The following is a 25,950-nucleotide window of genomic DNA, read 5'->3' as shown; positions in this document are numbered from 1 at the left end:
AATTTTTAGAACCTGACGGTTTTCTCATGTTTTGATGTGCAAGAATAGTAAGCGATCCAATACTAGTTTTTCAGGAGGATTCCTGCTGTGGCAGTTGAACAAAAGAAGATCACCAAGGTGCTCATCGCCAACCGTGGTGAGATCGCAGTTCGCGTCATCCGCGCTGCGCGCGATGCCGGCATCAGCTCCGTAGCGGTCTACGCCGAGCCCGATGCCACCGCCCCCTTCGTCGATCTTGCCGACGAGGCCTTCGCGCTGGGCGGGACCACCTCTGCCGAGTCCTATTTGGTCTTCGACAAGATCCTCGACGCCGCCGCCAAGTCCGGCGCCGACGCCATCCACCCCGGCTACGGCTTCCTGTCCGAGAACGCCGACTTCGCCCAGGCCGTCCTCGACGCCGGCCTCATCTGGATCGGCCCCTCCCCGGAGGCCATCGCGGCCCTGGGCGACAAGGTCACCGCCCGGCGCATCGCGGAGCGCGCCGACGCCCCCATGGCCCCGGGCACCAAGGACCCGGTGGCGGATTCCTCCGAGGTCGAGGCCTTCGCGCAGGAAAACGGCCTGCCGGTGGCCATCAAGGCGGCCTTCGGCGGCGGCGGCCGCGGCATGAAGGTCGCCTACACCCACGAGGAGATCCCGGAGCTTTTCGAGTCCGCCACCCGCGAGGCCGTGACCGCCTTCGGCCGCGGCGAGTGCTTCGTGGAGCGCTACCTGGACAAGGCCCGCCACGTCGAGGCCCAGGTCCTGGCCGACATGCACGGCAACGTCGTGGTGGTCGGCACCCGCGACTGCTCCCTGCAGCGCCGCTTCCAGAAGCTAGTCGAGGAGGCGCCGGCCCCCTTCCTGACCGACGAGCAGCGCGCCACCATCCACGACTCGGCCAAGCGCATCTGCCGCGAGGCCGGCTACTACGGCGCCGGCACCGTGGAATACCTGGTCGGTTCCGACGGGCTCATCTCCTTCCTCGAGGTCAACACCCGACTGCAGGTCGAGCACCCGGTCTCCGAGGAGACCACCGGCCTGGACCTGGTGCGCGAGCAGTTCCGCATCGCCCAGGGCGAGGAGCTGCCCTTTAGCGAGGACCCGACCCCGCGCGGCCACGCCTTCGAGTTCCGCATCAACGGCGAGGACGCCGCCGCCGGCTTCATGCCGGCCCCGGGCACCGTGGTGGACTACCGCGAGCCGACCGGCCCGGGCGTGCGCGTGGATTCCGGCGTGCGCGCCGGCAGCGTCATCGGCGGCCAGTTCGACTCCATGCTGGGCAAGCTCATCGTCTGGGGCCCGGACCGCGAGACCGCCCTGCAGCGCTCCGCCCGCGCCCTGGGAGAATTCACCGTCACCGGCCTGCCGACGGTCATCCCCTTCCACCAGGCCATCGTGGCCGACCCCGCCTTCCGCGGCGACGGCGAGTCCTTCGACGTCTACACCAAGTGGATCGAGGAAGAGTGGTCCGGCGACCTGCCGGCCTACCAGGACCCGGAGGCCACCGAGGCCGAGGACGCCGAGGCCCTGCCGGCCCAGAAGTACGTCGTGGAGGTCAACGGCCGCCGCGTCGAGGTGGCCCTGCCGGGCGACCTGGTCCTGGGTGCCGGCGCGGGGGCGCCGAAGAAGAAGTCCAAGAAGCGCCGCGGCGGCGGATCCAAGGCGGCCGTGTCCGGCGACGCGGTGGTCGCGCCCATGCAGGGCACCGTCATCAAGGTCGCCGTCGAGGAGGGCCAGGAGGTCGCCGAGGGCGACGTGCTGATCGTCCTCGAGGCCATGAAGATGGAAAACCCGGTCAAGGCCCACAAGGCCGGCGTCGTCACGGGCCTGGCCGTGGAGACCGGCGCCCAGATCAACAAGGGCAACCCCATGCTGGAGATCAAGTAGCTAGGCTGGTGGGCATGACTGATAATGCCCACTCCCCCGCTGAGCGCCGCACCCCCTTGCACCCCGACGTCAACGACACGGGGATCCGGCTGCGGCTGGCTCAGGACGATGACCGCACCTACCTGTCGCGCCTGTTCTACCTCACCGACGTTCTAGGCGATGAGACGGCCGCGCTGGGCGAGGAGCACCTGCGCGACATCGGCGCTTACGTGGGCGAATGGTCCCCGCGCGTGGACGGCGGGGTCATCGCCATCTCCGAGTACGAGGTCCCGGCCGGCGGGGCCTGGCTGCGCTATTTCACCGGCGAACACAAGGGCGTGGCCTACACCGGCCGCCCGGACGCCGATCCGCACGATGACAGCCAGTGGGCCACGGAATTCGACCCGGAAGACATCCCCGAGCTGTGCATCGCCGTCGAACGGCGCTACGCCGGCCTGGGCCTGGGCAAGCGCCTGCTGCGCAACGTCTGCGACCTCGCCCGGGAGCAGACCGCGCCTGCTATCTCCCTGTGGGTCGATCCGCGCAACGAGCGGGCCCGCCGGCTCTACGATGCCGCCGGTTTCACCCCGCTGGAGGTCCCCGGCGGCGAACCGGGGACCATGATTTACTACTTCTAGCCTTTGTAAGCTAGCTGACCACCACGATGAGGTCGCCGCCCTCGACCTTGGTGGCCTGGCCGATGGCCAGGCGCTCCACCGTGCCGGACTGGGTGGCGGAGATGGACGCCTCCATCTTCATGGCCTCGATGACGGCGACCTGATCGCCCTCTTCGACCTCGTCGCCGACCTTGACGGTCGGGTTGACCACGCCCGCGAACGGGGCGGCCACGTGGCCCGGGTTGGCCGGGTCGGCCTTCTCCACCGTCGCGACGGTCGACTCGGCGGAGTGGTCGCGCACCTTCATCGGGCGGATCTGGCCGTTGACATTGAGGATGACCGAGCGCATGCCCTTCTCATCCGGCTCGCCGACCGCGTCCAGCCGCACGACCATGGCGTTGAGCGACTCGCGCTCCGTGCTGTTTTCCGGGAAGAAGTGGACGATCTTCTCCTCGCCCTCGGAAAGGCCGTAGAAGAACTCGGCATCGTTGAGCGCCTCGGTGTTGCCGTACTGGCGGCGGAACTCCTTGAACTCCTCGAACTGCTTCGGGAAGAGCAGGTGGTTGAGCGCCTCGCGGCGCTCGGTGGAATCCTCCGAGTCCAGGTGGCGGGCCTGGTCGGCCGGGACCTCAGAAATCTGCGGCCCCTCCTTCTCCCCCGCGCGGCCGGACAGAATCTTGTCGCGCAGCGGCGGCCAGCCGCTGGACGGGGTGCCCAGCTCGCCGCGCAGGAAGGCGATGACGGAGTCGGGGATGTCGTACTTGGTCGGCTCGGCGGCAAAATCCGCCGGGTCGACGCCGGCGCCCACCAGGTGCAGCGCCAGGTCGCCGACGACCTTCGAGGACGGGGTGACCTTGGTCGGCCGGCCCAGCATCTCATTGACGGCGGCGTAGGTGTCCTCGATGACCTCGAAGCGGTCGGCCAGGCCCAGCGCGGAGGCCTGGGCGCGCAGGTTGGACAGCTGGCCACCCGGGATCTCGTGCTTGTAGACCCGGCCCGTCGGGCCCGGGATGCCGTTCTCGAACGGGGCGTAGACCTGGCGCACGGCCTCCCAGTAGGGCTCCAGGTCGGAGACGGCCTGCAGGTCGATGCCCGTGTCCCGGCTGGTGTTCGCCAGGGCCGCGACGATGGCCGACAGGGACGGCTGCGAGGTGGTGCCCGCCAGCGGGGCCGAGGCGCCGTCGACGGCGTCGGCGCCGGACAGGGCCGCCGCGTAGTAGGTGGCCAGCTGGCCGCCCGCGGTGTCGTGGGTGTGCACGTGCACCGGCAGGTCGAAGTTCTTGCGCAGGGCCATGACCAGCTTGCTGGCCGCGTCCGGGCGCAGCAGGCCGGCCATGTCCTTGATGGCCAGCACGTGGGCGCCGGATTCGACGATCTGCTCGGCCAGACGCAGGTAGTAGTCCAGCGTGTAGATGTCTTCCTTCGGCGAGGTCATGTTTCCGGAGTAGGCCATGGCGACCTCGGCGACGGTGGTGCCGGTCTCGAGGACGGCATCGATGGCCGGGCGCATCTGGCTGACGTCGTTCAGGGCGTCGAAGATGCGGAAGACGTCCACGCCGGAGCGGGCGGCTTCCTCCACGAAGGAGTGGCAGACCTTGTCCGGGTAGGGGGTGTAGCCGACGGTGTTGCGGCCGCGCAGCAGCATCTGGATGTTGACGTTCGGCATGGCCTCGCGCAGCATGTCCAGCCGTACCCAGGGGTCCTCGTGGAGGAAGCGCATGGCCACGTCGAAGGTGGCCCCGCCCCAGGCCTCCACGGAGTACAGGTTCGGGGTCAGGCGCGCGACGTGCTCGGCGGCAGACACCAGGGTGGTGCCGCGCACGCGGGTGGCCAGCAGCGACTGGTGCGCGTCGCGGAAGGTGGTGTCCGTAACCGCCAGGGCCTCCTGGGCGCGCAGCTTCTCGGCGAAGCCCTTAGGCCCCAGCTCGCGCAGCTCGTCGCGGGAGCCGCGCGGCAGATCGGAGTCGCGGTGGGAGCGCTCCGGCAGCTTGTCGAACGGGCGCAGCGGCGTCGGGCGCTCGCCGTTGGGGCGGTTGACGGTGGTCTCGGCCAGGTAGTCCAGGATGCGGCCCGGCTCGTCGCTGGCCGGCGGGGCCTTGAGCAGGTCCGGGTGGTTGGCAATGAAGCCGGTGTCGATGCGGTGCGCGGTGAAGTCCGGCTCCCGCAGCAGGGCGCGTAGGAAGCCGATGTTGGTGGAGACGCCGGAGACCGTGAACTCGTTGAGCGCGCGGATGGCGCGGGCCACCGCCTGCTGGAAGTCCTTGCCGCGGCAGGTCATCTTCACCAGCAGGGAGTCGAAGTTCGGGGAGATCTCCGCGCCGACCGCGGTCGCGCCGTCCAGGCGCACGCCGGCGCCGCCCGGCGAGCGGTACGCCGTCAGCGTGCCCGTGTCCGGGCGGAAGCCGTTGTTCGGATCCTCGGTGGTGATACGGCACTGCAGCGCCGAACCGGTCAAGTGGATGGCCTCCTGGTTAAGGCCCAGGTCCTCCAGGCTGGCGCCGGCGGCGATCTGCATCTGGGATTTCACGATGTCCACGCCCGTGACCTCCTCGGTCACGGTGTGCTCGACCTGCACGCGCGGGTTCATCTCGATGAAGACGTGGTTGCCGCGCTCGTCGACCAAGAACTCGACGGTGCCGGCGCCCTCGTAGTTGATGTGGCGGCAGAACTTCACCGCGTCCTGGCAGATGCGGTCGCGCAGCTCGGCGTCCAAAAACGGCGCCGGGGCGATCTCCACGACCTTCTGGTGGCGGCGCTGCACGGAGCAGTCGCGCTCGAAGAGGTGGATGACGTTGCCCTGGGAATCCGCCAGGATCTGGACCTCGATGTGCTGCGGGTTAATGACGGCGGTCTCCAGGTAGACGCTGCCGTCGCCGAAGGCCGCCTCCGCCTCGCGGGAGGCCTCCGCCGCCTTTTCCTTAAGCTGACCTGGCGTCTCGACGAAGCGCATGCCGCGCCCGCCGCCGCCGGCCACGGCCTTGACGAAGACCGGGAACTGGAAGTCCTCGGCATAAGAGACCAGCTGGTCGACGTCGGTGGACGGGGCGGAGTCCTTCAGGGTCGGCAGCCCGGCCTCCTCGGCCGCATGCACGGCGGCCGCCTTGTCGCCGGTCAGATCCAGCGTCTCCGGGGTCGGGCCGATGAATTTGATGCCGGCGTCCTGGCACGCCCGCGCGAGATCCGCGCGCTCGGACAGGAAGCCGTAGCCCGGGTAGACGGCGTCCGCGCCGGACTTCTTCGCCGCCCGGATGATTTCCTCGATATCCAGGTAGGCCTTCACCGGCTGGCCTTCGGTGCCGATACGCACGGCCTCGTCCGCGAAAGCCCGGTGGAAGGAGTTTCGGTCCTCCCGGGGATAAACAGCAACGGTGGTGGCCCCGGTCTCAAAGGCCGCGCGGAAAGCACGCACGGCAATCTCGCCGCGGTTAGCGACAAGCACCTTCGAGAACGAGGCGGGAGCAGTCTGAACCACGAGTTTTCCTTTCAGTTCAGTGAGTGATGCACCTTACATCTTAGTTCGTCCCCAACCGTTTTAGGGGCGATTTCTAATGCAAAGATTCACACAGTTGCAACGGGATTCCTGCAAAGCTTGTAAAGCAGGTAGTTCAGGGAAAACTCGGTAACCCGCCGAGGTGAAGCTAAGCCGCCTGGCACGGCCCCCGGGGCACCGACCAGTTAAGCGCCCATTTTCCCTCCAACCTCACTCCCCCCTCGCCCGTATTTTTATTCACATATACTAAACTCCGTTCAACCGCTGGCTACCCCGCTCCATTTTTCAGAATGAAAACAATAGAACTTTCACACGTGTCCACCACCCTGGGTTTAGGGCCCCGCGCAACGACGGCGCTGCGGGACTGCTCCCTGACGGCGGGTGCGGGCGAATTCGTCGCGTTGACCGGCAAGAGTGGCTCTGGCAAAACGACCCTGCTGCGCACCATCGCCGGGTTGCTGCGGCCGGACGCGGGAACGGTCGAGGTGGCTGGTGTCCGGGTCGAGGTGGCCGGCGAAAAAGAGATCCTCAAACTTCGCCGGGAGACGGTGGGCATCGTGCACCAAGAAGACCTTTTGCTCGACGAGCTCACCGCCGCCGAAAACCTCCTGCTGGTGCTCACCGCGGCCGGCGCCGACGCAGCCACCGCCCGCGCGGAAGCCCTGCGCTGCCTAGAACAGGTAGGCGTCGCGGATCTGGCCGACCGCCTCCCCCACGAAATGTCCCGCGGGCAGTGCCAGCGCGTGGGCATCGCCCGCGCCATTAGCGGTAACCGCCACATCATCCTCGCGGATGAGCCGTCGGCCGCCCTGGACAGCGAAAATTCCCGGGCGGTCTTCGAGGTATTCGCCGATCTGAGTTCCCGCGGCCACACGGTGGTGGTCGCGAGCCACGACGAGCTGGTCCATGACTACTGCGATCGAACCCTTAACATCCGGGATGGCAAATTAACCGCGCACGAGCAGCCGGCGTGAGGTAGCGCCAGTGAACTATAAATTGATGCTCCGCGCGCTTCGCCGCGATACCGGCCTGCTTGGCCTAGCCCTCGCCCTGGTTGGGGTGGTTTTTCTGTTCATCTTCACCGTCACCGCTGCCGGGTTGACGGTCTTGTCCCCGGAGCAGTTCGTGGCGAAGAACCTGGGCCCCTACGCCCAGCGCATCGACGTTCCCACCACCGTGGATATCGGGCAAGAAATCCCTAACAACCAGCAAACGGCGCTGGCTGAACCCGGCTGGCACCTACAGCTACAAACCCGCGACTTCATTGTCGACGAGGACCCGGCCGGTGATTACTTCTTCGCCGAGTCGGACTGGGAACACGAAGGCGAGGACTTTGGCATCGATCTGCGTGCCGGGTCTTGGCCCAGGCACCCGGGTGAGGTGCTGGTTCCACCCGGCAAAGACTGGCGCCCGGGCGATCGCCTCAGCGCCTTCGGCGGCTCGCTGCCCCTGACGGTGGCTGGGGTGGCGGACAACCGCTGGAGCCCGGAAAGCGCCAATATCTATGCCGCACCGGGCACCTGGGCGACCGCAGACGGCGTGGATTCCACGCGGTTTGCTGATTACGTCGCCCGCCCAGTGGTCTACGATTCCTCCGCAGGGACGACCCTGGTGGATTACCAACGGGCGTTTCGGGCTTTCGAGGATGCGCAAGACGTGGAACTATCCCGCGTCACCGCAGCCGAGCTCCAGGCGGATCCGCCCGCCAGTTTCGCGGATCGGTACTCGTTCTATTTCGCGGTCTTCGCCCTGCTCCTTCCCCCCTTGATGGCTGCCATCGCTCTGCTTACCGCGCGCCGACGGTTCGCCGCCGCCTTCCGCGGCCTTGAGGAACTGGGCATCGCCAGGCCGGCTTCCGTGCTGCGCCTCAGCGCTATCGAACTCGGCCTCATCGCGGCCGGACTCCTGGGGGCAACCGCGGCCGGAGTAGGGCTTGCCAACGCGGCCGATCCCTTCTTCAGCTCCCTCACCAACACGCCAGAACGCGGTTGGTTCTTCCCGGGACAATGGGTCGCGGCAATCATTGCGGTCACTGTCTTGCCACTCCTCGCGCAGGCGGCCGCAGCGCTGGCTTCCGTCTGGAGACTCCGCCTTGGCCCTCCGCGGCGCACCACCCAGGCCCGCCGGCGGGCTCTTTCGCGCCCAGCTCGGCTAGCCGTGGCCGCCGCGTGCATGGCGTTGGCGGTGGCCATCCCGGTTTCCGCGGCAGTCTTTGGGCCCGAGATTTTCACCTTCTGGGCACCACTATCGGTAATCTTTGGGATTGCCGCAGTTGCGCTCGGGTTCTCCACCCTGCGCCTGCCTGCCGCCTCCCCCACCGGCCCGGGCCGGCTCGCACTGCGCATCCTGTCGCAACGTCGCACCCTATGCCTAACCAGCTTTGCCCTGCTGGCCGCCACGGTCGGCTCCACGATGTTTAGCGGAAGCCTAGCCGCCAGCTTCACGGCCACGACCAACGCCGGCGCGGTCTCCACGGTGCGCGCCGACCAAGCCTCGATCGGACCCCTGGAGGAAAACACTATCCGCGTCGAAGAGCTCGCAGGCGTCGAGGAGGAACTGGGCTTGAGCTCCCCGGTCTTGTTGCGGGTAGCACCCACCGCGCTGGTGCCGCCCGCCAACAGCTCCGGGGCTTTCGGGCTCTATGCGGTCGACAAGGCCGCAGATATCGAACCCCTCCTGGGGCGAGCATTGGCCCCGGAAGAGCGCGACGAACTAGCGCGCGGCGGTCTCCTAGTGCGCTCCGCAGAGTTCATCGCCGACGGGCGCGCCAGGCTCCAGCCCACAGCTTCCGGCCCCGGCGCCTTGCTGCCGGCCCGCGCCACCGAGATGGATGACAACTGGGCCGCCCGGATAGGAGGTATCACCACCGTGGAAAACCTGCGCGCCCTGAACCTGGATCCGGTACAAACGGAGGCGGTGTACTCCCAGCTCACCGACGCCCAACTCTCCGCCCTCCCCGGCGCCGCCGCCCGGGCGGGGCTTCCCCCACACGCTGTGTACACGGCTACCGCTGCCCCGGAAGAAACGCCGAAGAGTTTCGTGCTCAGCATTCTCGCGGCGGTGTTCACCGCGGCCTTCGCTGGTATCGCCTACTCCCGATCCCTGCAGGTTAGCCTGCGCCGGCTGCGCCTAGTGCTTTTTGAGCTGGGGATCACGAGCCGCTGGGACAGACGGATCCTCGCCACCCTCCTCGGCGGGACCGCACTGACCGCGGTCGCCGGAGGGGTGCTGGCGGCATCGCTGAGCCTGGCCGTCGTACACCTGGTGCTGGGGCCGACCGGTTTCGTCGTGGCCTGGGATTGGGCCGCCGCCGGCTGGGCCACTCTAGCCGTAGTGGCCGGCGCCCTCGTGGGCTTTGCCCTGGGCCGCCGGCGCTACTAGCCCCCCCCACAACACAAATTCCCAGTACCCCGGCCGCATCGGCGGCGCTAGTGTACTGGGAACCAGTGGTATCAGGATTGTGGGGCAGGCCCGCCTTAGTAGGACTTCGGCGGGACCGAGCGCTGCTCCTCGCCGACGTAGGCGGACAGCGGGCGGATGAGCGAGTTGTTCTCGTTTTGCTCCACGATGTGGGCGGTCCAGCCGGTGATGCGGGACATCACGAAGATGGGCGTGAAGAACTCAATGTCGAAGCCCAGGATGTGGTAGGCCGGGCCGGCCGGGAAGTCCAGGTTCGGGCGGATCTTGATGGAGGTGTTTTCGTACATGGTCTTCGCCATGGTGTCGTACATCTCGACCCACTGCTCCTGGCCGTGCTCCTTGGCCAGCTCCTTGAAGGCGGCCTCCATGGTGGGAACGCGGGAGTCGCCGTTCTTGTAGACGCGGTGGCCAAAGCCCATGACCAGCTCCTTGTTGGCCAGCTTGTTCTTGGTCCACTCCTCCGCCTTGGCCGGATCTGCAACCTCCAGGAAGTTCTTCATCACGGCCTCGTTGGCGCCGCCGTGCAGCGGGCCCTTGAGTGCGCCGATGGCGGCCACGATGGCGGAGTAGGTGTCCGACATGGTGGAGGTGACCACGCGGGCGGCGAAGGTGGAGGCGTTGAAGGAGTGCTCCGCGTAGAGGATGAGCGACTTGTCGAAGGCCTCGATATCAGCGCGGTTGTTAGCCGGGGAGCCTTCCTCCTCGCCGAAGACCATCCACAGGAAGTTCTCGGCGAAGCCCTTCTTGCGGGACGGCTGGATGTAGTCCTCGCCGCGGCGGCGGCGGATGTCCAGGGCGATGATCGTCGGGATCTTGGCCATCAGCTCTAAGGCGGTGCGGCGGATGTGCTCGGAGTCGCGGGTATAGGCCTCCGGGTCCTGGGCGCCGATATAGGAGATGGCGGTGCGCAAAACGTCCATCGGGTGGCAGGACAGCGGCATCGACTTGATGAGGTCGATGAGGTGGCGGTCCAGGTGGCGCAGGGCCTTTTCACGGGCGGAGAAGCGGATGAGGGATTCCTGGCCGGGCAGCTTGCCGTTCCACAGCAGGTAGGCGACCTCCTCGAAGCAGCAGTAGCGGGCCAGCTCCTGGACCGGGTAGCCGCGGTAGGTCAGGGAGTTGGTCTCCGGGACGACCTTGGAGATGGCGGTCTCGTCGACGACGACGCCGTAGAGGCCCTTGCGGATCTCCGGCTCCTGGTTCTTGGTATCAGCTGCGGTATCAGACATGGTGGATGCCTCTTTCTTTCTTAAGAAGGTGGGTGGTGGGGTTTAGAAGGTGGGACGGTAGGAGTCCTTGGAGTAAGTGAACACCGAGTTGTCGAAGGCGTTGTACTCGTCGTAGCGGACCAGCTCGTAGAGGCGGGAGCGGTGCTGCATGCGCTCGAGCCATTCGGTCTGCAGACCGGTATCCGCCATGTCGCGGAGGAAGTCCTCGGTCGCGCCCATGGCCACGCGGAAGGTGGAGACCGGCCAGATGACGGCGTTGTAGCCCAGATCCTGCAGTTGCTGGGCGCTGAGCAGCTCGGTCTTGCCGAACTCCGTCATGTTGGCCAGCAGCGGGGTGTCCACCGCGGCGCGGAACTTCTCGAAGTCCGCGGGGCTGTAGAGCGCCTCGGTGAAGATCAGGTCGGCGCCGGCGTCGGCGTAGGCCTTGGCGCGCTCGATGGCCTCGTCGATGCCGTGGATGCCGGCGGCGTCCGTGCGCGCACAGATGACGAAGTTCTCGTCGCGGCGCTCGTTGACGGCGGCGGTAATCCGGCGCACCATCACGTCGGTGTCCACGACCTCCTTGCCGTCCAGGTGGCCGCAGCGCTTCGGGTTGACCTGGTCCTCCAGGTGGCAGCCGGCCAGGCCGGCGTCCTCCAGCGCGGCGATGGTGCGGGCGGCGGACATGGGCTCGCCGAAGCCGGTGTCGGCGTCGACCAGCACGGGCAGGTCGGTCACGCGGGCTATCTGCCCGGCGCGCTGGGCCACCTCGGTCAGGGTGGTCAGGCCGATATCCGGCAGGCCTAAGTCGTTGGCCAGCACGGCGCCGGAGATATAGACGCCGCCAAAGCCGCCGATGTCCTGGATGAGCCGCGCGGTCAGCGGGTTGAACGCGCCGGGTAGCGTGGTGATGTTCTCGTCCGCCAGGGCCTGGCGCAGCGCCTGGCGCTTCTCGGTGTCGGTAACGGTGGAACCAAACAGGCCAGCCATTAGAAGAGTCCTTCCGGGGTGTTGGGGGCTTGGGCGAGGGCGGCATCGTTAAGCCGGACGTTGAGCTCGCTCAAATCGGTGAGTTCGCGCAGGTTCTGGGCGGCGGCCAGGAAACGGTCCTGCTCGGCCGGGTCCACCTGGCCCTCGGCGAGGGTGCGGAACTTGGCAATGTAGTTGTCCCGCTCGAACGGGCGCGCGCCCAGCGGGTGGGCATTGGCCACGGCCATCTCGTCCTCGACCACGGTGCCGTCGTTAAAGGTGATGACCGCCTTGGCGCCGAAGGCCTTCTCGTTCGGGTCGTGGGAGTGGTAGCGGCGGGTCCACTCGGGGTCTTCCACCGTGGAGATCTTGTGCCACAGCTCCACGGTGTCCGGGCGGGCGGCGCGCTCCGGGAGGTAGGAGTCCACGTGGTGCCAGCCGCCGTCCTGCAGGGCCACGGCGAAGATGTACATGATGGAATGATCCAGGGTCTCGCGGGAGGCCTTAGGGTCCATCTTCTGCGGGTCGTTCGCGCCGGTGCCGATGACGTAGTGGGTGTGGTGGGAGGTGTGCAGGACGATGGACTCGATGTCCGCGGTGTCCAGGCCCTTGTCCGCCAAGGTCTGCTTCATGCGGATGGCCAGGTCGATGGGCGCCTGGGACTGGTATTCCGCGGAGTGCTCCTTGGTGTAGGTGTCTAGGATGGCGCGCTTGGCCTCGCCGGGAGCCGGCAGCGGCACGGTGTAGGTGCGCTCCGGGGAGTGCAGCATCCAGGCGATGAAGCCGTCCTCGCCCTCCCAGATGGGGGCCGGCGCGCCCTCGCCGCGCATGGTGCGGTCGACGGCCTCGATGGCCATCTTGCCGGCGAAGGCCGGGGCGTAGGCCTTCCAGGAGGAAATCAGGCCCTTGCGGGACTGGCGGGTGGCGGTGGTGGTGTGCAGCGCCTGGCCCACGGCCTGGTAGATGGTCTCAGTGTCCAGCTCGAGCAGGGTGCCCAGGCCGGCGGCCACGGACGGGCCGAGGTGGGCGACGTGGTCGATCTTGTGCTCGTGGAGGCAGATGCCCTTGACCAGGTTGACCTGGATCTCGTAGCCGGTGGCCACCGCGCGGATGAGCTCCTTGCCGCCCAGGCCCTTGTGCTGGGCGACGGCCAGCAGCGGCGGGATGTTGTCGCCGGGGTGGGAGTATTCGGCGGCCAGGAAGGTGTCGTGGAAGTCCAGCTCGCGCACGGCGGTGCCGTTGGCCAGGGCGGCCCACTCGGCGGAGTAGGTGCCGCCGATGCCGAAGACGCTGGCGCCGCCTTCGGTGACCGGGTGGCCTTCGGCCATGGTGCGCGCGGAGGTGACCGGGCGGCGGGTGACGGAGGCTACCGCCACGGCCGCGTTATCGATGATGCGGTTGATGATCATGTCCGCGACCTCGTCGTCGACGGCCACCGGGTCCGCGGCGACCTGCGCCACCTTGTAAGCCAGGTGCTCCTCCAGCGGGAAGTCCTCCGCGGACTTGTGGGTGCGTACTTGGTGCTCGATCATGGTCTGCCGTGCCTGCCTTTCTAGGCCCCCATTGTGAGGGCCGTAACACTTGTTTGCGTTTCACATCACACTAGGCGGTTGCCGCGGTCCCAGACCACAAGTAAAGTTTGCGGAATAGAGTGGAATATGACGGCAATTCCCGCAAAAGCTGTAAAACCCGCAGTACACGGGCACCAAAGGAAGATTGAAGACGATGAGCAAGCACTACGCGGGGGCAAGGATCCACGCGCTCCGCAAGTCCCGCGGCCTCACCCAGGTGGCTATGGCCAAGGAGCTGGACCTGTCCACCAGCTACCTCAACCAGCTGGAAAACGACCAGCGCCCGCTGACCGTGACGGTGCTGATGCAGCTGACCCAACGCTTCGGCGTGGACCCGACCTATTTCTCGCCGGTCAAGGACGTGCGCACCATCTCCGATCTGCGCGCCATCTTCCCCCAGGCGCCCGAGTCCACGCTCTCCGAAATCGCCGCCCGCTACCCCGAGCTCATGCCGGAGCTCGTCGACATCGCCCGGCGCGTGCCCGAGTCCCGGCCCGCCGGCTCCTACGAGGTCGTGCGCGATTTCTTCTACGACGCCAACAACTACATCCACGAGCTCGACGTCCTGGCCGAGGAGCTCTCCGGCCGGCTGGGCGACAGCCTGTTCCGCCTGACCCAGCTGTCCACGCTGCTCGACCGCGAGCTCGGCGTGCAGGTCCGCTTCCGCGCGGCCGGCCCGCACCTGCGCCGCCACTACGATCCCGACACCCGGCAGCTGGACCTGCAGGACGGGCTGACCGATGCCCAGCTCTGCTTCCAGATGGCCCTCCAGTACTGCCTGCTGGCCTACCGCGACGTGCTCGACAACCTGGTCTCCGAGCTGGCCGATGCCGACTCCCGCGACCTGGCCACCTACGGCCTGGCCCAGTACTTCGCTGCCGCCGTGACCATGCCGTACACCGCCTTCCTCGAGCAGGCCGAGGACTTCCGCTACGACGTCGAGCGTCTCGGCACCGCCTTCGGCACCAGCTTCGAAGCCACCGCCCAGCGGCTAGCCACCCTCCAGCGCCCCGGCGCCCAGGGCGTGCCGTTCTTTTTCATCCGCACCGACCGCGCGGGCAATATCTCCAAGCGCCAGTCCGCCACCAGCTTCCACTTCTCCCGCTCCGGCGGATCCTGCCCGCTGTGGGTGGTCCACCGGGCCTTCGAGACCCCCAACCGCATCACCCGCCAGGTCGCCACCATGCCCGACGGGCACAGCTACCTGTGGGTAGCCCGCCACATCCAGGGCCAGGTCCAGCCCTTTGGCACCCCGCGTAAGGAGTTCTCCGTCGGCCTGGGCTGCGACATCTCCCAGGCCCACCGGCTCATCTACTCCGACGCCCTCAACCTCAACCCGGCCGCCGCCACCCCCATCGGCCCCGGGTGCACCACCTGCCCGCGCAGCGCCTGCCCCCAGCGCGCCTTCCCGCAGTCCGGCGTCGAGGCGCACCACGATCTCAACGCCAGCCCGAATGGACTGCGGTTCTAGCCGCGCCGGGGCGCTCGCCCCGGACAACACCGCTGCAGCGGTTGACGCCCGGACGTGAGTTTGACGACCTTGGTGTTGCTATCGCAGAAATACAATAATCCCAAAGCGAAGGATGGACGCCCGCCGTGACTATTACGCCCCGCCTGCCGAAGACCGCCGCCGCCATCACCCTGCTGGCCGTAGCCGGGGCCGTCGCCCTGCTCGTTGCGGAGGCCAGGCCCGCCTTTCGCGTAACGGAATGGGTGGCGCTTGTCCTCGCCGTGATATCGCTGGTGGCCATCCTGGCTCGCCCGCAGGCGCCGCGGATGCCGAAAATTCTGGGCGGCCTCGGCGCCGCGCTCATCATCGCGGGAGTGGGGTCCTTCATCGCGCTGACCGGCACCGCGTCCGTTAACCTGGCGGGCCTGGCGGCCCTGGCCGTGGGCTTTATCGCGCTGCTGGCCTACCTCTTCCTGCCCCGGGCCTAGGCCGCGGGGGCGGCAAAAGCCCGGAGGAAGCGGAGCAAAAAGGCAGCTGGTCTGACCAGCTGCCTTTAATTTGTGCCGTCGGGGCCGCCCTCGGGGGCGTTTGAGTAGTGCCTACTCCAGATCGTCGTGGGCAACCAGGCGGCGGGCGGCCTCGGTGATGGTGCCGGACAGGGACGGGTAGACCGCGAAGGAATCCGCCAGCTGGTTCACGGTGAGCTGATTGGTCACGGCGACCGCAATCGGCAGGATGAGCTCGGAGGCCGTCGGGGCGACGACCACGCCGCCGATGACGCGGCCGGAGGTCTGGCGGCAAAACAGCTTCACGAAGCCGTGGCGCAGCGAGCGCATCTTGGCGCGCGGGTTGGTGCTCAGCGGCATGGTGATGGTGCGGGCGGCGACGTCGCCGTTTTCGATCTCGGCCTGGGTAAAGCCGACGGCCGCGATCTCCGGGCGGGTGAACACGGCGGTGGCGACGGTCTTCAGGCGCAGCGGGGACACGCCCTCGCCCAGGGCGTGGTACATGGCAATGCGGCCCTGCATGGCGGCCACGGAGGCCAGCGGGAAGAGATCGGAGCAGTCACCGGCGGCGTAGATGCCGGCCACGCTGGTGCGCGAGACACGGTCGACCTCGATGTGGCCGGACTTGGTGGTGGCCACGCCGACGTTTTCCAGGCCCAGGTTCTCCGTCTTCGGGATGGAACCAATCGACATCAGGGCGTGGGAGCCGAAGATCTCGCGGCCGTCGGAGGTCTTGACGCACACGCCGCCGTCCTCGGTACGGGTGATGGTGTCCACGCGGGCGTGCTTTTCCAGCTCGACGCCGCGCTCGGACAGGACGGTCTCCAGCACGTCGGCCGCGTCGGCGTCGTCGTGCGGGAGGATGCGGTCGCGGGAGGCGACCATGGTGACCTTCACTCCCAGCTCCGCGAAGGCGGAGACGAACTCCGCGCCGGTAACACCGGAGCCGACCACGACGAGGTGCTCGGGCAGGTCCTGCAGGTTGTAGACCTGCTGCCAGGTCAGGATGCGCTCACCGTCCGGCTGGGCGCCCGGCAGGATGCGCGGGGTCGCGCCGGTGGCGATCAGCACCAGGTCCGCCTCCAGGACCTCTTCCTCGCCGCCGTCGTTGTGCACCGCGGTGACCTTGTGGCACGCGCTGGCGCTGGCGGTCTGATCCTCGCCGAAGTAGCCGCGGCCGTTGATGACGCGCACGCCGGCGCGCTCCATGTCGTTTTGGATATCGCCCGACTGGTTGGCGGCCAGGGCCTGCACGCGCTCGTTGAGGGCCTGCAGTGCCAGCGGCATGTGCCCCAGGTGCTCGTTGAGCCCCATGGCCTCCGCGCGCCGCAGGTCGGTCTTAATGTTGGCGCCCGCGATGAAGGACTTCGACGGCACGCAGTCCAGCAGGATGCCCGAGCCACCCATGCCTTGATCTTCAATCAGGGTAATGTCGGCGCCATACTTGGCACCGGCCAAAGCTGCTTCATAACCTGCGGGGCCGCCGCCGATGATGACAATTCGCTGCGACTGGTGAGACACGTAGAAAAGCTCCTTTAATAAACTTCAGGCGATTAGGTCACGGGGAAATAGAGACAAGACAAGTGTCATAAAGATACTTCCCCGCCTACTCTACCGCCCTAGCCTAGGTCTACGCCCTCCGAGTTCGCGAATTGCTCCACCACGGAGCCAAAGAGCTTGATGCCCACGCCGATGGCGCGCTCGTCCACCACGAGATCCCCCATGTGCAGATCGAACTGCTCGCCGTCGCCGGACCAGCAGCCCAGGCGCGCCATGGAGCCGGGAACGTGCTCGAGGTACCAGGAGAAATCCTCCCCGCCGGAGGACTGCGGGGCCTCCACCACGGCCTGCGGGTCGATGTGGCTGGCCGCGTTGGCCAGCAGGGCGGTGGCCACGTCGTCGTTGAGCACCGGCGGCACGCCGCGGTGATAGGACAGGACGTGCTCGACGCCAACGGGGGTCAAGATCTGCTCGATGAGCTCGGTGACCAGGCCCTGGATCTTGCGCCAGACCCCGATATCGGCGGTGCGCACCGTGCCCGAGGCCGTGCCGGTCTCCGGGATGGCGTTCGGCGCGTAGCCGGAGTTGACCTGGCCGAAGACGGCGACCGTGCCGGTGCGCGGATCCACCCGGCGCGACAGCAGCGCCGGCAGCTCCGTTATCACCTTGCCCAGCGCGTAGACCACGTCCGCGGACAGGTGCGGGCGGGAGGTGTGCCCGCCCGGCCCGTTGATGGTCAGCTCGACGATGTCGGTGGCCGAGGTGATGGCGCCGGTACGCACGCCGATCCGCCCGACGCGCAGCTTGGGCTCCACGTGCACCGCGAAGATGGAGTGCACGCCCTTGAGCGCGCCCCACTCGATGACGTCGGTGGCCCCGCCCACCCAGACCTCCTCGGCGGGCTGGAAGATGACCCGCACGCCGACCGGCAGGCCGAATGCCCGGTCATAGTCGGCAATGGCGCAGGCCAGGCCCAGCACCACGGTGGTGTGCACGTCGTGGCCGCAGGCGTGCGCCACCCCGCTAACCTCCGAGGTAAATTCCAGGCCGGTGACCTCCGTGACCGGCAGGGCGTCGATGTCCGCGCGGAAGGCCACGCGCCCGCCCTCAGTCTCTGGGCCGATGTCGGCCATCAGGCCGGTCTCCGGGAAGCGGCGGGCGCTAACGCCGTACTCGGCCAGGCGGGCGGCGATATACCGGGTGGTCTCTACCTCCCGGTTGGCCGTTTCCGGGTGGCGGTGGATGTGGCGGCGCCAGCCGTGAATCTCCGCCCGGTGCTCCTCGAACCAGGCGCCGACGAACGCGCTGATTGACTGTGGGACCGCCGGGTTTCCCGTCTGGTCTGCCATGAATGGCCTCCTCACCGCGTTAGGCAACTGCTCGTTTAGTACTCGCCACAGTCTACAACTAGACCATGCTGTTCAGTTAGTCGCCCAGTATAACCGCCCCTCCCCCGGGCGCCAACAGCCGGCCCCTCAACGTGCCCGCGCGGCCGGGAAGGGCTGGCTTCTCGCCTCGCGGCGGCGCTGGCGCACGTAGGCCGGCGAGAAGGCGGCGACGTCGGAGACCTCGGCCACCAGCGAGGCCGCAAACTGCCGGGTGTACGGCAGCAAGACCGCCGGCGGGATCTCCAGGGCCAAGGCCAGCTTGTAGACCGTGGAGACGGTCGGATCCGCGGCGCGGGCGCGCTCCAGGTTGCCTATCTGGTTGCGGGAGACGCCGGAGATATCCGCCAGCGCCCGCTGGGACAGGCCGCGGCGCACCCGCGCTGTGCGCAGGTTACTGGCGAATAATTCCCCGCAGGATTTCCAAAAGCTCAAGGCCGGACGCGCAACCGTAGTCAAAACTTCCCCACCCCCGTGGAAGACGCTCGATGATGTGCGCCTTAAAGCCTAGCTTAGAAGTCGATGTTGCGCGGGCCGTAGAGGCGGTCACCCGCGTCGCCCAGGCCGGGCACGATGTAGGCCTCCTCGTTCAGGCTCGGGTCGATGCACGCGGTGACCAGGCGCACCGGCAGGCCCGAGTTGGCCAGCGCGTCCACACCCGGCTGCGCCGAGACCATGCAGATGGCGGTGATATCGGTGGCGCCGCGGTCGGCCAGCAGCCGCAGCGAGTGCAGCAACGAGCCGCCGGTGGCCAGCATGGGATCGACCACGAAGACGGTGCGGCCGGACAGGTCCTCCGGCAGGGCCTCCAGGTACGGGACCGGCTCGTGGGTCTCCTCGTTGCGCGCCATGCCGATGAAGCCGACCTGGGCGTCGGGGATCATCGCCAGCGCGGGGTCGATCATCCCCAGGCCGGCGCGGATGATCGGCACGATGATCGGCGGGTCCTGCAGGCGGGTGCCCTCCGCCACGTCCACCGGGGTCCGGCAGTCGAAGTGCTCCACCGGCAGGTTCCGCGCGGCCTCGTAGACCAGCATGGTGCCCAGGTCCTTCAGCGCGGCGCGGAAGGCCGCGTTATCGCTGCGGGCGTCGCGCATCAGGGTCAGGCGGGACGCCGCGAGGGGGTGATCAACAACGTAGGTTTCCATGTCCCCCATCGTAGGGCATCGACGGGACGCAGAAAGTGGCGGGAACCGTGTCGGCGCCCGCGCAGTCTAAGAAGGCATGAGCATTCTCGACGTTGACCCAGACCTGACCCGCCAACTAGCCACCGACGTAGCCCGCAACGCCCAGGGCAGCCTGCCTGCCCCGCCCGTTGTCCCCCTGGATGCCGCCACGCACGACTTCGGCGCCCACCTGGCCGCCGCTGTGACGAATATCAACCAGCGCACCGAGCGCCTGCGCGCGGACCTGGCGCATATTTCCCGGGCCGGCTACGCCCTGGCCGCGGCGGCTTCCGCCACCGACGAACACACCGCCGGCCGTTTTAGCGCCCACGCGGGAGGTTCCTAATGCAGGTCATCACCCAGGCCCTCAAGACCATCTCCGAGATGCGCCCGGCCGACCTCCCCGCCGGCGCTCAGCTGCCCGTCCACCCCGACGTCGCCGCGGTGGAGCCGCTCGCACGCATCAGTCAGACCGACGCCACCCCGGTGCTGGCGGCCGCCGGCGCCCTGGCCAGCGACCATGAATCCCTGCACCAGGCGCTCGCGCGCGGCCGGGACCTGGTCTTTGCCGCCGGCGGGGACATCGTAGGCATCGCCGTGGAGCTGGGGCGCCAGGCCCTGCCCATCGCGCTCGGCATGCTGACCATCAACCCGGCGGCCCGCGCCGCGGCGGCCGCCCAGCTGGCGGCCCTGGCCCAGCAGTTCGTCGCCCGCGCGGGCGCCCGCGTGGCCCAGCTGGTCGAGGAACTCGCCGCGGCCGCGCAGCCGCTGGCCGACATCGCCGCCTCCCACATAGGCTCCGCCCTGCCGTCGGAAGAACGCGGCGCGCATGCGGTCGCCGCGCTCGAGGAGCGCGCGGCCTCTCCGGGTACTGGGGCGGGCAGCACACCGGCGGCCCTGCCGGAGACCGCGCCGGAGAACGAGGTCGAGCCGGTCGCCCACCCGGTGGATACCGGCGGGGAGGACGGCGGCAACGCCGCGGGCAAGGCGGCGGTGAAGGCCGCGCTGTCCCAGCAGGGCACGCCCTATGTCTGGGGCGGGACGACCCCGAACGGCTTCGACTGCTCCGGCCTGACCCAGTGGGCCTACGCCCAGGCCGGGGTCGACCTGCCGCGCACGGCGGACCAGCAGGCCGTTGGCCGGCAGGTGGACGCCAGCGAGCTGCAGGAGGGCGACCTGGCGGTATGGGACGGGCACGTGGCCATGTACGCCGGCAACGGCCAGATGGTCGAGGCCGGCGATCCGGTCCAGGTCAACCCGGTGCGCACCTCCAACATCGGGATGCAGTTCCACGGATTCTGGCGGCCTACTGGCTAAAGCCCGGGCGGGTCGCCTATCCGGGCGAGAGGTTTGGGTAGACTTAAACGCCATGAGCACCCGCGCGATCGTTCCCGTAAAGCTGAGTTTGCCCGCCGGTGATTACTTCACCCTGTGGGCCCCGAAATGGCGCCAAGACGGCTCCGAGTGGCAGGCCTTCTTAGGCAATGACGAATCCGTCCTGCTGTTCGGCTCCGCCGCCGAGCTGCTGTGCTACGTGGAATCCGACCACAAACACGATCTGCTCGATCACCCGGAGTGGCAGGCCTTCGCCGCCCGCGGCGAGGACCGCATCACCCCGGCCACCCGCGACGTCTACGACCTAGTGGACGTGCCCAACCGCCTGGCGGGCGCGCCCAGCCACGACAACGTCGGCACCGTGGCCCGCAACTTCGAGCTGACCCAGTCCCTGGCGGAGGTCTCCGGCGCGGAGCACTCCGTGATCTTCTTCGCCAGCCACTCCCTGCTGCGCAACGTCGCCCGCGGCGCCGACCACTACGCCGGCCCGCAGGGCATGAGCGAGTGGACCGGCGTCGGCAGCGTGGTCGCCGGCAACTGGGCCGAGGTCTTGGACGACCTGGAGGCCCACACCCAGGTGGTGGATAGCGCCGAGTTCGACTCCGCGCAGGTCGAGGACGCCGACCAGCGCATCACCGCGGCCGCCGCGGCCACCCAAAAGGCCCGCGAGGACGCCGCCGCGGCCCGCAAGGCCGAGGAGGAGGCCGCCGATCCTTATGACAAGTCCATCTGGGCGGCCGCCGGCATCGACCCGGTGAAAATCACCATCGACCAGAAGTCCGTGTACACGCTGCGCACCTACCTGGGCTCCTCCCCGGTCTTTCTGGGCAAGTGGGGCGAGATCTTCACCTTCCCCACTGGCAAGCACCTGGCCCGCTGGGTCATCGAGAACGACGACCACGACCTGGCCCGCGTGTCCACCTGGGAGGACATCGTCAACGCCGGCAACGCCGGCGAGCTCGAGGTCACCGTCCACCCGGACAACCAGTACACCTTCAACGGGATCGCCCGGGACATCGAGAAGGGCCCGGAGCACGTCGACTCGCAGCAGATGAACCGCTGCTACGAGATCTGCGCGGATGCCGCCGACTGGGCCGGCGACGACTCGGTGTACTCCTTCTTCCTGTCGCACCCGCGCTTCCAGGACTACCTGGGCTACATGCTGGGCTCGACCGAGCAGGCCGGCTACGTGCCGTCCAAGCCGTTTAACGACCACGCCGAGGCGTGGAAGGAGCTCGAGGAGATGCTGGTCAAGCGCTTCTCCAAGTTCTAGGCCACATTCTTAGGCCAAGGTTAGGCCCGCCACCGGCGCGAAAGGCAGCCGGCATAGCGAAAGCCAGCACCGAGTGATTATCTTCGGTGCTGGCTTTTTGCTTGTTGACTAGCGCAGCGCGGCCAGGATGCGCTGGGCCAGCGGCTCCGAGGAGACCGGGTTCTGGCCGGTAAACAGGTGGCGGTCCTTGACCACGTTGGGCTGGAGGGGATCCGCGGCGCGGTAGTCCGCGCCCAGCTCCCGCAGGCGCTGCTCCAGGCTCCACTTCGCCTTCGCCAGCGTCTCCTCGCCCTCCTCGACGTCGCTGAAGGCGGTCATCTCGTAGCCGGCGAACGGCCACTCGCCATTCTCCTCGGCCGGCACGGCCAGCAGCGCCGCCGGCGCGTGGCACAGCAACGCCAGGGGGCGGCCGGCCGCGTGGCGGCGGGCCAGCAGGGCCGCCGAGGTGGCGTCCTCAGCCAAGTCCTCCATCGGGCCATGGCCGCCCGGGTAGAAGACGACGTCGTAGTCGGCCTCGTCGACCTCGGCCAGATCCAGCGGCTGGGACAGCTCGTAGTGGATGGCCGTCAGGTAGTCCTCCTGGGACTCGCGCTGCATCTCGTTCAGGCTGTCCAGGCTGGCCTCGTCCACGACGGGCTCGCGCCCGCCCGGGGTGGCAAAAGCGATCTCCCAGCCCGCGTTGGCAAATGTGCGGTGCGGGGCGACGAGCTCTTCGGCCCAGAAGCCGGTCTCACGCGTGCTGCCGTCGGCCAGCGTCCATTCCTGCGCCGCGGAGATTACGAACAGTACTTTCGACATGGTTTATACCTCTTTTCCTGGGGTTTCGGCAGCACCTGGGGTGTCTTCGGCGCCGTCGTTTTCGTGGTGGTCCTCGGCGAATTCGGCGTCGGAGAGCTCCTCGTAGGCCGGCAGGAACACCGTTTCCAGCAGGTGCTGGCGGTCCTCCTGGGTGGCGAAGGAGTGCTCTATCGCGTTGACCGACAGGTCGAAGAATTCCTCCAGCCCGTAGCCGAAGGTTTCCGCCAGGGCACTGAGTTGCTCGGTCATCGTGCCGGTGTCCCACGCCCCGGAGCTGACCGCGCAGTTAAAGCCCAGCTGCTGCAGCAGCGGCAGCGGGTGGTCGACCAGCTCCTCGATCTCGCCGCGGTCCACCTCGAAGCGGGGTGCGGCATCCAGCAGGATGTGGCGGTCGCGCACCCAGGCCGAGACCCGGCCGGGCTCGATGCCCTCCAGCGTCGCGCTGAAGTCATCGATGATGCCGGCCGTCAGCGTCAGCCGCGTCGCGCCCGCCTGCAGCGCCTGGCCGATGTCCTCTGCCTGACCCGCGGCCGTCAACCGCACCGCGAACGGCACGTAGGCCTCGCGCAGGGCCCGGAAGGCCTCGGCGAAGCCGGCCAGCGGCGCCGCGGCCTGGTCGTCATGGCCTTCCTGGCCGTTATCCGCGGCGAGCTCGAAGCCGACGATCTTGCCGCTGTGCTGGGCCACGGTGAGCTGGGCCAGCTGGGTCACGGCCACAGGATCCTGTGCGCCGCGCTCGGCGGTGACGATGATCCGGGCATCGATGCCCTCGACGTCCAGCCCGGCCACGGCCGCGGCCAGCGCCTCTTCCGCTGCGAGCTGGGTGCGGGCCGGGTTAAAGCGCAGCTCCGCGTAGACCACGTGGTCGTCTACCAGCCGCTGCAGGTGCGCGGAGACCGCCGCGGTGAGATCCGCCGGGCTGCCGGCCTGCGCGACCGTGGCGCCCAGCTCCTCGAAGAGGGTGATCTTCGGCAGCTGGGCGACAACGTCCGCGTCCGCGTCTTTGTTTTCCGGACTAATTAATGGTGCGTCATGCATACCGGCCATAGTAGGTGTGCCTTTAAGATATGTCATGCCATGAAAAGAATTATCACTGCAGCTCTAGCCGCAGCCCTCGTCGCCCCCGCACCCGTCGTGGCGGCCCACTCCCCCGCCGGAGTCGCCGCCCAGGCCCAGGAGGCCGGGCCGGGAGATCCGGCTGCCGAGGTGCCCGAGGGTTTTGAGGACCCCGCCGCCGATCTGACCGACGCTGAGGCCGCCGAGGGCCTGCAGGACGACGGTACCGGCGACGAGCCGAGCAGCTCCATCCGCACCACCGCGCCGGATACCAACGACTGCCCGCACTCCCTCGTGCCGGCCAAGCCGAGCACCACCTCCGAGAACCTCGCGCCCGGCCAGGAATCCCCCTCCCCGCTGCCGCCGGTGGAGGGCGCTGCCTGCGGTGTCACCGCGCCGGAGGGCTTCGCTCTCAGCCCCGAGGTCGTCGCCAGCGCCTGGATGGTAAGCGACATCGACACCGGCGAGATCATTGCGCAGAAGGATCCGGACGGGCGCTACCGCCCGGCCTCTATCATCAAGGCCCTGCTGGCGCTGGTCGCCATCGACGAGCTGGATCTCGACAAGGAGGTCGTGGCCAACGAGGAGACCGCCGGCATCACCGGCTCCTCGGTCGGGATCGGCGCCGGCGGGCGCTACACCATCGAACAGCTCCTCCAGGGCCTGCTCATGGCCTCGGGCAACGACGCCGCCCACGCGCTGGCCCAGGAGCTCGGCGGGGACACCAAGGCCTTAGAAAAGGTCAACGCCCTGGCCCGCGAGCTGGGCACCACCTCGACCTTTGCCGCGTCCTATTCCGGCCTAGACGCGCCCGGCATGTCGACGTCCGCCCGGGACATCTCCCGCATCTACCGCGCAGCTTATGCCAACCCGACCTTCGCGCGCATAGTCAACACCGAGTCCGTGGACTTCCCCGGCTACGAGGATCACCCCGGCTACGAGCTGGGCAACGACAACGGGCTGTTCATGCACGATCCGGACGGAATCGGCGGCAAGACGGGCTATACGGACGACGCCCACCACACCTTCGTCGGCGCCCTCGACCGCGACGGCCGCCGCCTGCAGGCCGTCATCCTGGACACCACCATCGAGCACGGCCCGCGGGCCTGGCAGCAGGCCCAGATGCTCCTCCACGCCGCCTACGAGGTCCCGGCCGGGGCCGGCATCGGCAGCCTCGACGAAGAGGAAGCGGACGACAAGGAAAAAGATAGCGCCGCCCAGGACGCGACCCCCACGCCCGCCCCTCCGGCGGATGCCGGCACCCACCAGCGCGCCAGCTGGATCGAGAAATCAGACGGCTGGCTGGGCATCGCCGCGGTGGCGGCGGTGGCCGTAATCGTTATTGCTGCCGCGGCTTTTTCGTTACTTCGGCGTCGGCCCAGCGGTCGTGGGAACCACGCAGCTCGTTAGAAGGGCTGATAGAAGCCAGCACGAACAGAGAACCACCCAGGGAGACCAGCGAACCCAGGCCGGGGATGATCTGCACGACGCGGAACCACTGCCGCTTGGCGGACTCGCCCAGGGTCAGGTTCCGGCCAGTCTCCACGTTGGCGACCTTATAGCCCATCATCCGCTTGACCGGGGTGCCGCCCAGGTAGGTCTCAAAGCCTAGGAAATAGGCGATGAAGAGCAGGGTGAAGACCACAACTCCCAGCGTTCCGCTCATCGCGTCGGAGAGCACCCCACCGCCGGCGGCCAGCAGACCGCCGACCAGGCCGGAGGCGAAGGTGGCGATGAAACCATCGGCCAGGGCCATGCCGAAGCGACCGCCGGCGCTCGGGCGGGCAGCGATGCGCTCGACCTCCGGGTTGGCCGCCACCGCATTCGAGTAGCGCTGGGCCGCCGGCAGGTTCGCGCTCTGGGTGGGCACCTGGTGCGGGTTAAAGGGCTGCGCGTACGGGGACGCCGGCGGGGCGTACTGCGTCTGCGGCTGCCCGTAGGGCGAACCCTGCTGAGTTTGCTCCTGCCGCTGCGGCTGCTGGAAGAACTGCTGGGCCTGCTGCGGCTGTTGCGGCGGCTGCTGGTTGTCGGCCTGGGTGACCGGCCGGGCGAGGTTCGGATCCGGCCAGCGATCGAAGTTGGCTAGGTGCTCTAGGTCGGACCAGTCGACGCTGCGGCCGGCGGAGACGGCGGCATCGTAGAGCTCGCGGCGCTGCGGGTTGGACAGCACGGCGAAGACCAGCTGGGCCTCGCGGCGCTGCGGCGACTGCTCGGACTCGCCCTGGCTCTGCAGGCGCGCGTCCCGGCCGGCCATGATGATCCCCAGGGCTTGGCAGCTATCGCTGGTATCGAGTTGGTGCGCCTGGTAGAGATTGTGCGCAGTGGCCATCCGGGAAAACCTCGCTTAAATTACCTCGT

21 protein-coding genes are annotated in these 25,950 nt (G+C 68.2%); 10 read left to right on the top strand and 11 right to left on the bottom strand.

All coding sequences use genetic code 11. The features are described from left to right. The first annotated feature begins 87 nt into the window (after positions 1-87). Together QQS53_RS02450 and QQS53_RS02445 are read left to right on the top strand one after the other, a co-directional pair. The gene (locus QQS53_RS02450; RefSeq protein WP_472774351.1) at positions 88-1,869 is read left to right on the top strand and encodes an acetyl/propionyl/methylcrotonyl-CoA carboxylase subunit alpha; all 1,782 of its coding nucleotides are present in this window, start codon (positions 88-90) and stop codon (positions 1,867-1,869) included. Positions 1,870-1,883: 14 nt separating this feature from the next. After that, on the top strand, positions 1,884-2,486 hold the full coding sequence (locus tag QQS53_RS02445; protein WP_472774350.1) for a GNAT family N-acetyltransferase: 603 nt from the start codon (positions 1,884-1,886) through the stop codon (positions 2,484-2,486). 10 nt (positions 2,487-2,496) lie between these two features. Here QQS53_RS02445 and QQS53_RS02440 read toward each other — a convergent pair whose 3' ends face one another. Then, entirely contained in the window at positions 2,497-5,937 is a 3,441-nt protein-coding gene (locus tag QQS53_RS02440; RefSeq protein ID WP_472774349.1) for a pyruvate carboxylase, read from the bottom strand. 332 nt (positions 5,938-6,269) lie between these two features. On the opposite strand from QQS53_RS02440, the gene QQS53_RS02435 reads away from it, so the two are divergent. Together QQS53_RS02435 and QQS53_RS02430 are read left to right on the top strand one after the other, a co-directional pair. Continuing rightward, positions 6,270-6,929: an ABC transporter ATP-binding protein gene (locus QQS53_RS02435; protein ID WP_472774348.1), complete on the top strand. Its 660-nt coding sequence runs from the start codon at positions 6,270-6,272 to the stop codon at positions 6,927-6,929. A gap of 10 nt (positions 6,930-6,939) precedes the next feature. Next, the gene (locus QQS53_RS02430; RefSeq protein ID WP_472774347.1) at positions 6,940-9,336 is read left to right on the top strand and encodes a hypothetical protein; all 2,397 of its coding nucleotides are present in this window, start codon (positions 6,940-6,942) and stop codon (positions 9,334-9,336) included. A 95-nt stretch (positions 9,337-9,431) separates the two neighbouring features. Here QQS53_RS02430 and QQS53_RS02425 read toward each other — a convergent pair whose 3' ends face one another. The 3 genes from QQS53_RS02425 to prpD are packed head-to-tail and all read right to left on the bottom strand — an operon-like array spanning position 9,432 to position 13,084. After that, positions 9,432-10,604, bottom strand: a complete 1,173-nt coding sequence (locus QQS53_RS02425) for a bifunctional 2-methylcitrate synthase/citrate synthase (RefSeq protein WP_472774346.1) — start codon at positions 10,602-10,604, stop codon at positions 9,432-9,434. 42 nt (positions 10,605-10,646) lie between these two features. Next, entirely contained in the window at positions 10,647-11,573 is a 927-nt protein-coding gene (prpB, locus tag QQS53_RS02420; protein ID WP_472774345.1) for a methylisocitrate lyase, read from the bottom strand. After that, positions 11,573-13,084, bottom strand: a complete 1,512-nt coding sequence (gene prpD / locus QQS53_RS02415; protein ID WP_472774344.1) for a 2-methylcitrate dehydratase PrpD — start codon at positions 13,082-13,084, stop codon at positions 11,573-11,575. The genes prpB and prpD overlap by 1 nt, the downstream gene beginning before the upstream one ends. Positions 13,085-13,277: 193 nt before the next feature. Here prpD and QQS53_RS02410 point away from each other — a divergent pair, with 193 nt between their 5' ends. After that, positions 13,278-14,594, top strand: a complete 1,317-nt coding sequence (locus QQS53_RS02410) for a short-chain fatty acyl-CoA regulator family protein (RefSeq protein WP_472774343.1) — start codon at positions 13,278-13,280, stop codon at positions 14,592-14,594. A gap of 125 nt (positions 14,595-14,719) precedes the next feature. Continuing rightward, positions 14,720-15,061, top strand: coding sequence for a hypothetical protein (locus QQS53_RS02405; protein ID WP_472774342.1), 342 nt, complete (start codon positions 14,720-14,722; stop codon positions 15,059-15,061). A gap of 111 nt (positions 15,062-15,172) precedes the next feature. Here QQS53_RS02405 and QQS53_RS02400 read toward each other — a convergent pair whose 3' ends face one another. The 4 genes from QQS53_RS02400 to upp all read right to left on the bottom strand — a co-directional run bounded on the left by QQS53_RS02400 (position 15,173) and on the right by upp (position 19,112). Further along, complete coding sequence (locus tag QQS53_RS02400) at positions 15,173-16,600, bottom strand: NAD(P)H-quinone dehydrogenase (RefSeq protein WP_070769238.1); 1,428 nt, start codon at positions 16,598-16,600, stop codon at positions 15,173-15,175. Positions 16,601-16,698: 98 nt separating this feature from the next. Further along, a complete protein-coding gene (locus QQS53_RS02395; protein ID WP_472774341.1) occupies positions 16,699-17,928 on the bottom strand; it encodes an amidohydrolase in 1,230 nt (409 codons plus the stop codon). Positions 17,929-18,054: 126 nt separating this feature from the next. Further along, positions 18,055-18,399, bottom strand: coding sequence for a helix-turn-helix transcriptional regulator (locus QQS53_RS02390; protein ID WP_472774340.1), 345 nt, complete (start codon positions 18,397-18,399; stop codon positions 18,055-18,057). 77 nt (positions 18,400-18,476) lie between these two features. Continuing rightward, on the bottom strand, positions 18,477-19,112 hold the full coding sequence (upp, locus tag QQS53_RS02385) for a uracil phosphoribosyltransferase (protein ID WP_472774339.1): 636 nt from the start codon (positions 19,110-19,112) through the stop codon (positions 18,477-18,479). 76 nt (positions 19,113-19,188) lie between these two features. Between upp and QQS53_RS02380 the strand changes: the two genes are divergently transcribed. Genes QQS53_RS02380 through QQS53_RS02370 form a run of 3 tightly spaced genes read left to right on the top strand, consistent with a single transcriptional unit; the run spans position 19,189 to position 21,738 of the window. Then, entirely contained in the window at positions 19,189-19,476 is a 288-nt protein-coding gene (locus QQS53_RS02380) for a transducer protein Htr23 (protein WP_472774338.1), read from the top strand. Further along, positions 19,476-20,447, top strand: a complete 972-nt coding sequence (locus tag QQS53_RS02375) for a C40 family peptidase (RefSeq protein ID WP_472774337.1) — start codon at positions 19,476-19,478, stop codon at positions 20,445-20,447. The genes QQS53_RS02380 and QQS53_RS02375 overlap by 1 nt, the downstream gene beginning before the upstream one ends. Before the next feature lie 52 nt (positions 20,448-20,499). Beyond that, entirely contained in the window at positions 20,500-21,738 is a 1,239-nt protein-coding gene (locus QQS53_RS02370) for a hypothetical protein (protein ID WP_472774336.1), read from the top strand. 108 nt (positions 21,739-21,846) lie between these two features. Here the strand turns inward: QQS53_RS02370 and QQS53_RS02365 are convergent, their stop codons facing one another. Next, entirely contained in the window at positions 21,847-22,536 is a 690-nt protein-coding gene (locus tag QQS53_RS02365) for a type 1 glutamine amidotransferase domain-containing protein (protein ID WP_472774335.1), read from the bottom strand. A gap of 3 nt (positions 22,537-22,539) precedes the next feature. Further along, complete coding sequence (locus QQS53_RS02360; protein WP_472774334.1) at positions 22,540-23,574, bottom strand: hypothetical protein; 1,035 nt, start codon at positions 23,572-23,574, stop codon at positions 22,540-22,542. A 39-nt stretch (positions 23,575-23,613) separates the two neighbouring features. Between QQS53_RS02360 and QQS53_RS02355 the strand changes: the two genes are divergently transcribed. Then, positions 23,614-25,002: a D-alanyl-D-alanine carboxypeptidase family protein gene (locus QQS53_RS02355; protein WP_472774333.1), complete on the top strand. Its 1,389-nt coding sequence runs from the start codon at positions 23,614-23,616 to the stop codon at positions 25,000-25,002. Here QQS53_RS02355 and QQS53_RS02350 read toward each other — a convergent pair. Then, positions 24,932-25,921 (bottom strand): RDD family protein, encoded by a 990-nt coding sequence (locus QQS53_RS02350; protein ID WP_472774332.1) that lies wholly within the window; start codon positions 25,919-25,921, stop codon positions 24,932-24,934. The genes QQS53_RS02355 and QQS53_RS02350 overlap by 71 nt on opposite strands. Positions 25,922-25,950: the final 29 nt, after the last annotated feature.

This window comes from Corynebacterium sp. 2571A, from assembly GCF_055700935.1.
Note: the sequence above shows the minus strand (reverse complement) of the source record. Positions and strands in the feature narration are given on the sequence as shown.

What these genes read in the sequence shown, in the direction of transcription:
- QQS53_RS02360 (WP_472774334.1), bottom strand. Translation starts at nt 23,574, where the DNA reads ATGCATGACGCACCATTAATTAGTCCGGAAAACAAAGACGCGGACGCG.
- QQS53_RS02395 (WP_472774341.1), bottom strand. Translation starts at nt 17,928, where the DNA reads ATGGCAGACCAGACGGGAAACCCGGCGGTCCCACAGTCAATCAGCGCG.
- prpD (WP_472774344.1), bottom strand. Translation starts at nt 13,084, where the DNA reads ATGATCGAGCACCAAGTACGCACCCACAAGTCCGCGGAGGACTTCCCG.
- upp (WP_472774339.1), bottom strand. Translation starts at nt 19,112, where the DNA reads ATGGAAACCTACGTTGTTGATCACCCCCTCGCGGCGTCCCGCCTGACC.
- QQS53_RS02445 (WP_472774350.1), top strand. Translation starts at nt 1,884, where the DNA reads ATGACTGATAATGCCCACTCCCCCGCTGAGCGCCGCACCCCCTTGCAC.
- QQS53_RS02350 (WP_472774332.1), bottom strand. Translation starts at nt 25,921, where the DNA reads ATGGCCACTGCGCACAATCTCTACCAGGCGCACCAACTCGATACCAGC.
- QQS53_RS02425 (WP_472774346.1), bottom strand. Translation starts at nt 10,604, where the DNA reads ATGTCTGATACCGCAGCTGATACCAAGAACCAGGAGCCGGAGATCCGC.
- QQS53_RS02380 (WP_472774338.1), top strand. Translation starts at nt 19,189, where the DNA reads ATGAGCATTCTCGACGTTGACCCAGACCTGACCCGCCAACTAGCCACC.
- QQS53_RS02370 (WP_472774336.1), top strand. Translation starts at nt 20,500, where the DNA reads ATGAGCACCCGCGCGATCGTTCCCGTAAAGCTGAGTTTGCCCGCCGGT.
- QQS53_RS02365 (WP_472774335.1), bottom strand. Translation starts at nt 22,536, where the DNA reads ATGTCGAAAGTACTGTTCGTAATCTCCGCGGCGCAGGAATGGACGCTG.
- QQS53_RS02375 (WP_472774337.1), top strand. Translation starts at nt 19,476, where the DNA reads ATGCAGGTCATCACCCAGGCCCTCAAGACCATCTCCGAGATGCGCCCG.
- QQS53_RS02355 (WP_472774333.1), top strand. Translation starts at nt 23,614, where the DNA reads ATGAAAAGAATTATCACTGCAGCTCTAGCCGCAGCCCTCGTCGCCCCC.
- prpB (WP_472774345.1), bottom strand. Translation starts at nt 11,573, where the DNA reads ATGGCTGGCCTGTTTGGTTCCACCGTTACCGACACCGAGAAGCGCCAG.
- QQS53_RS02410 (WP_472774343.1), top strand. Translation starts at nt 13,278, where the DNA reads ATGAGCAAGCACTACGCGGGGGCAAGGATCCACGCGCTCCGCAAGTCC.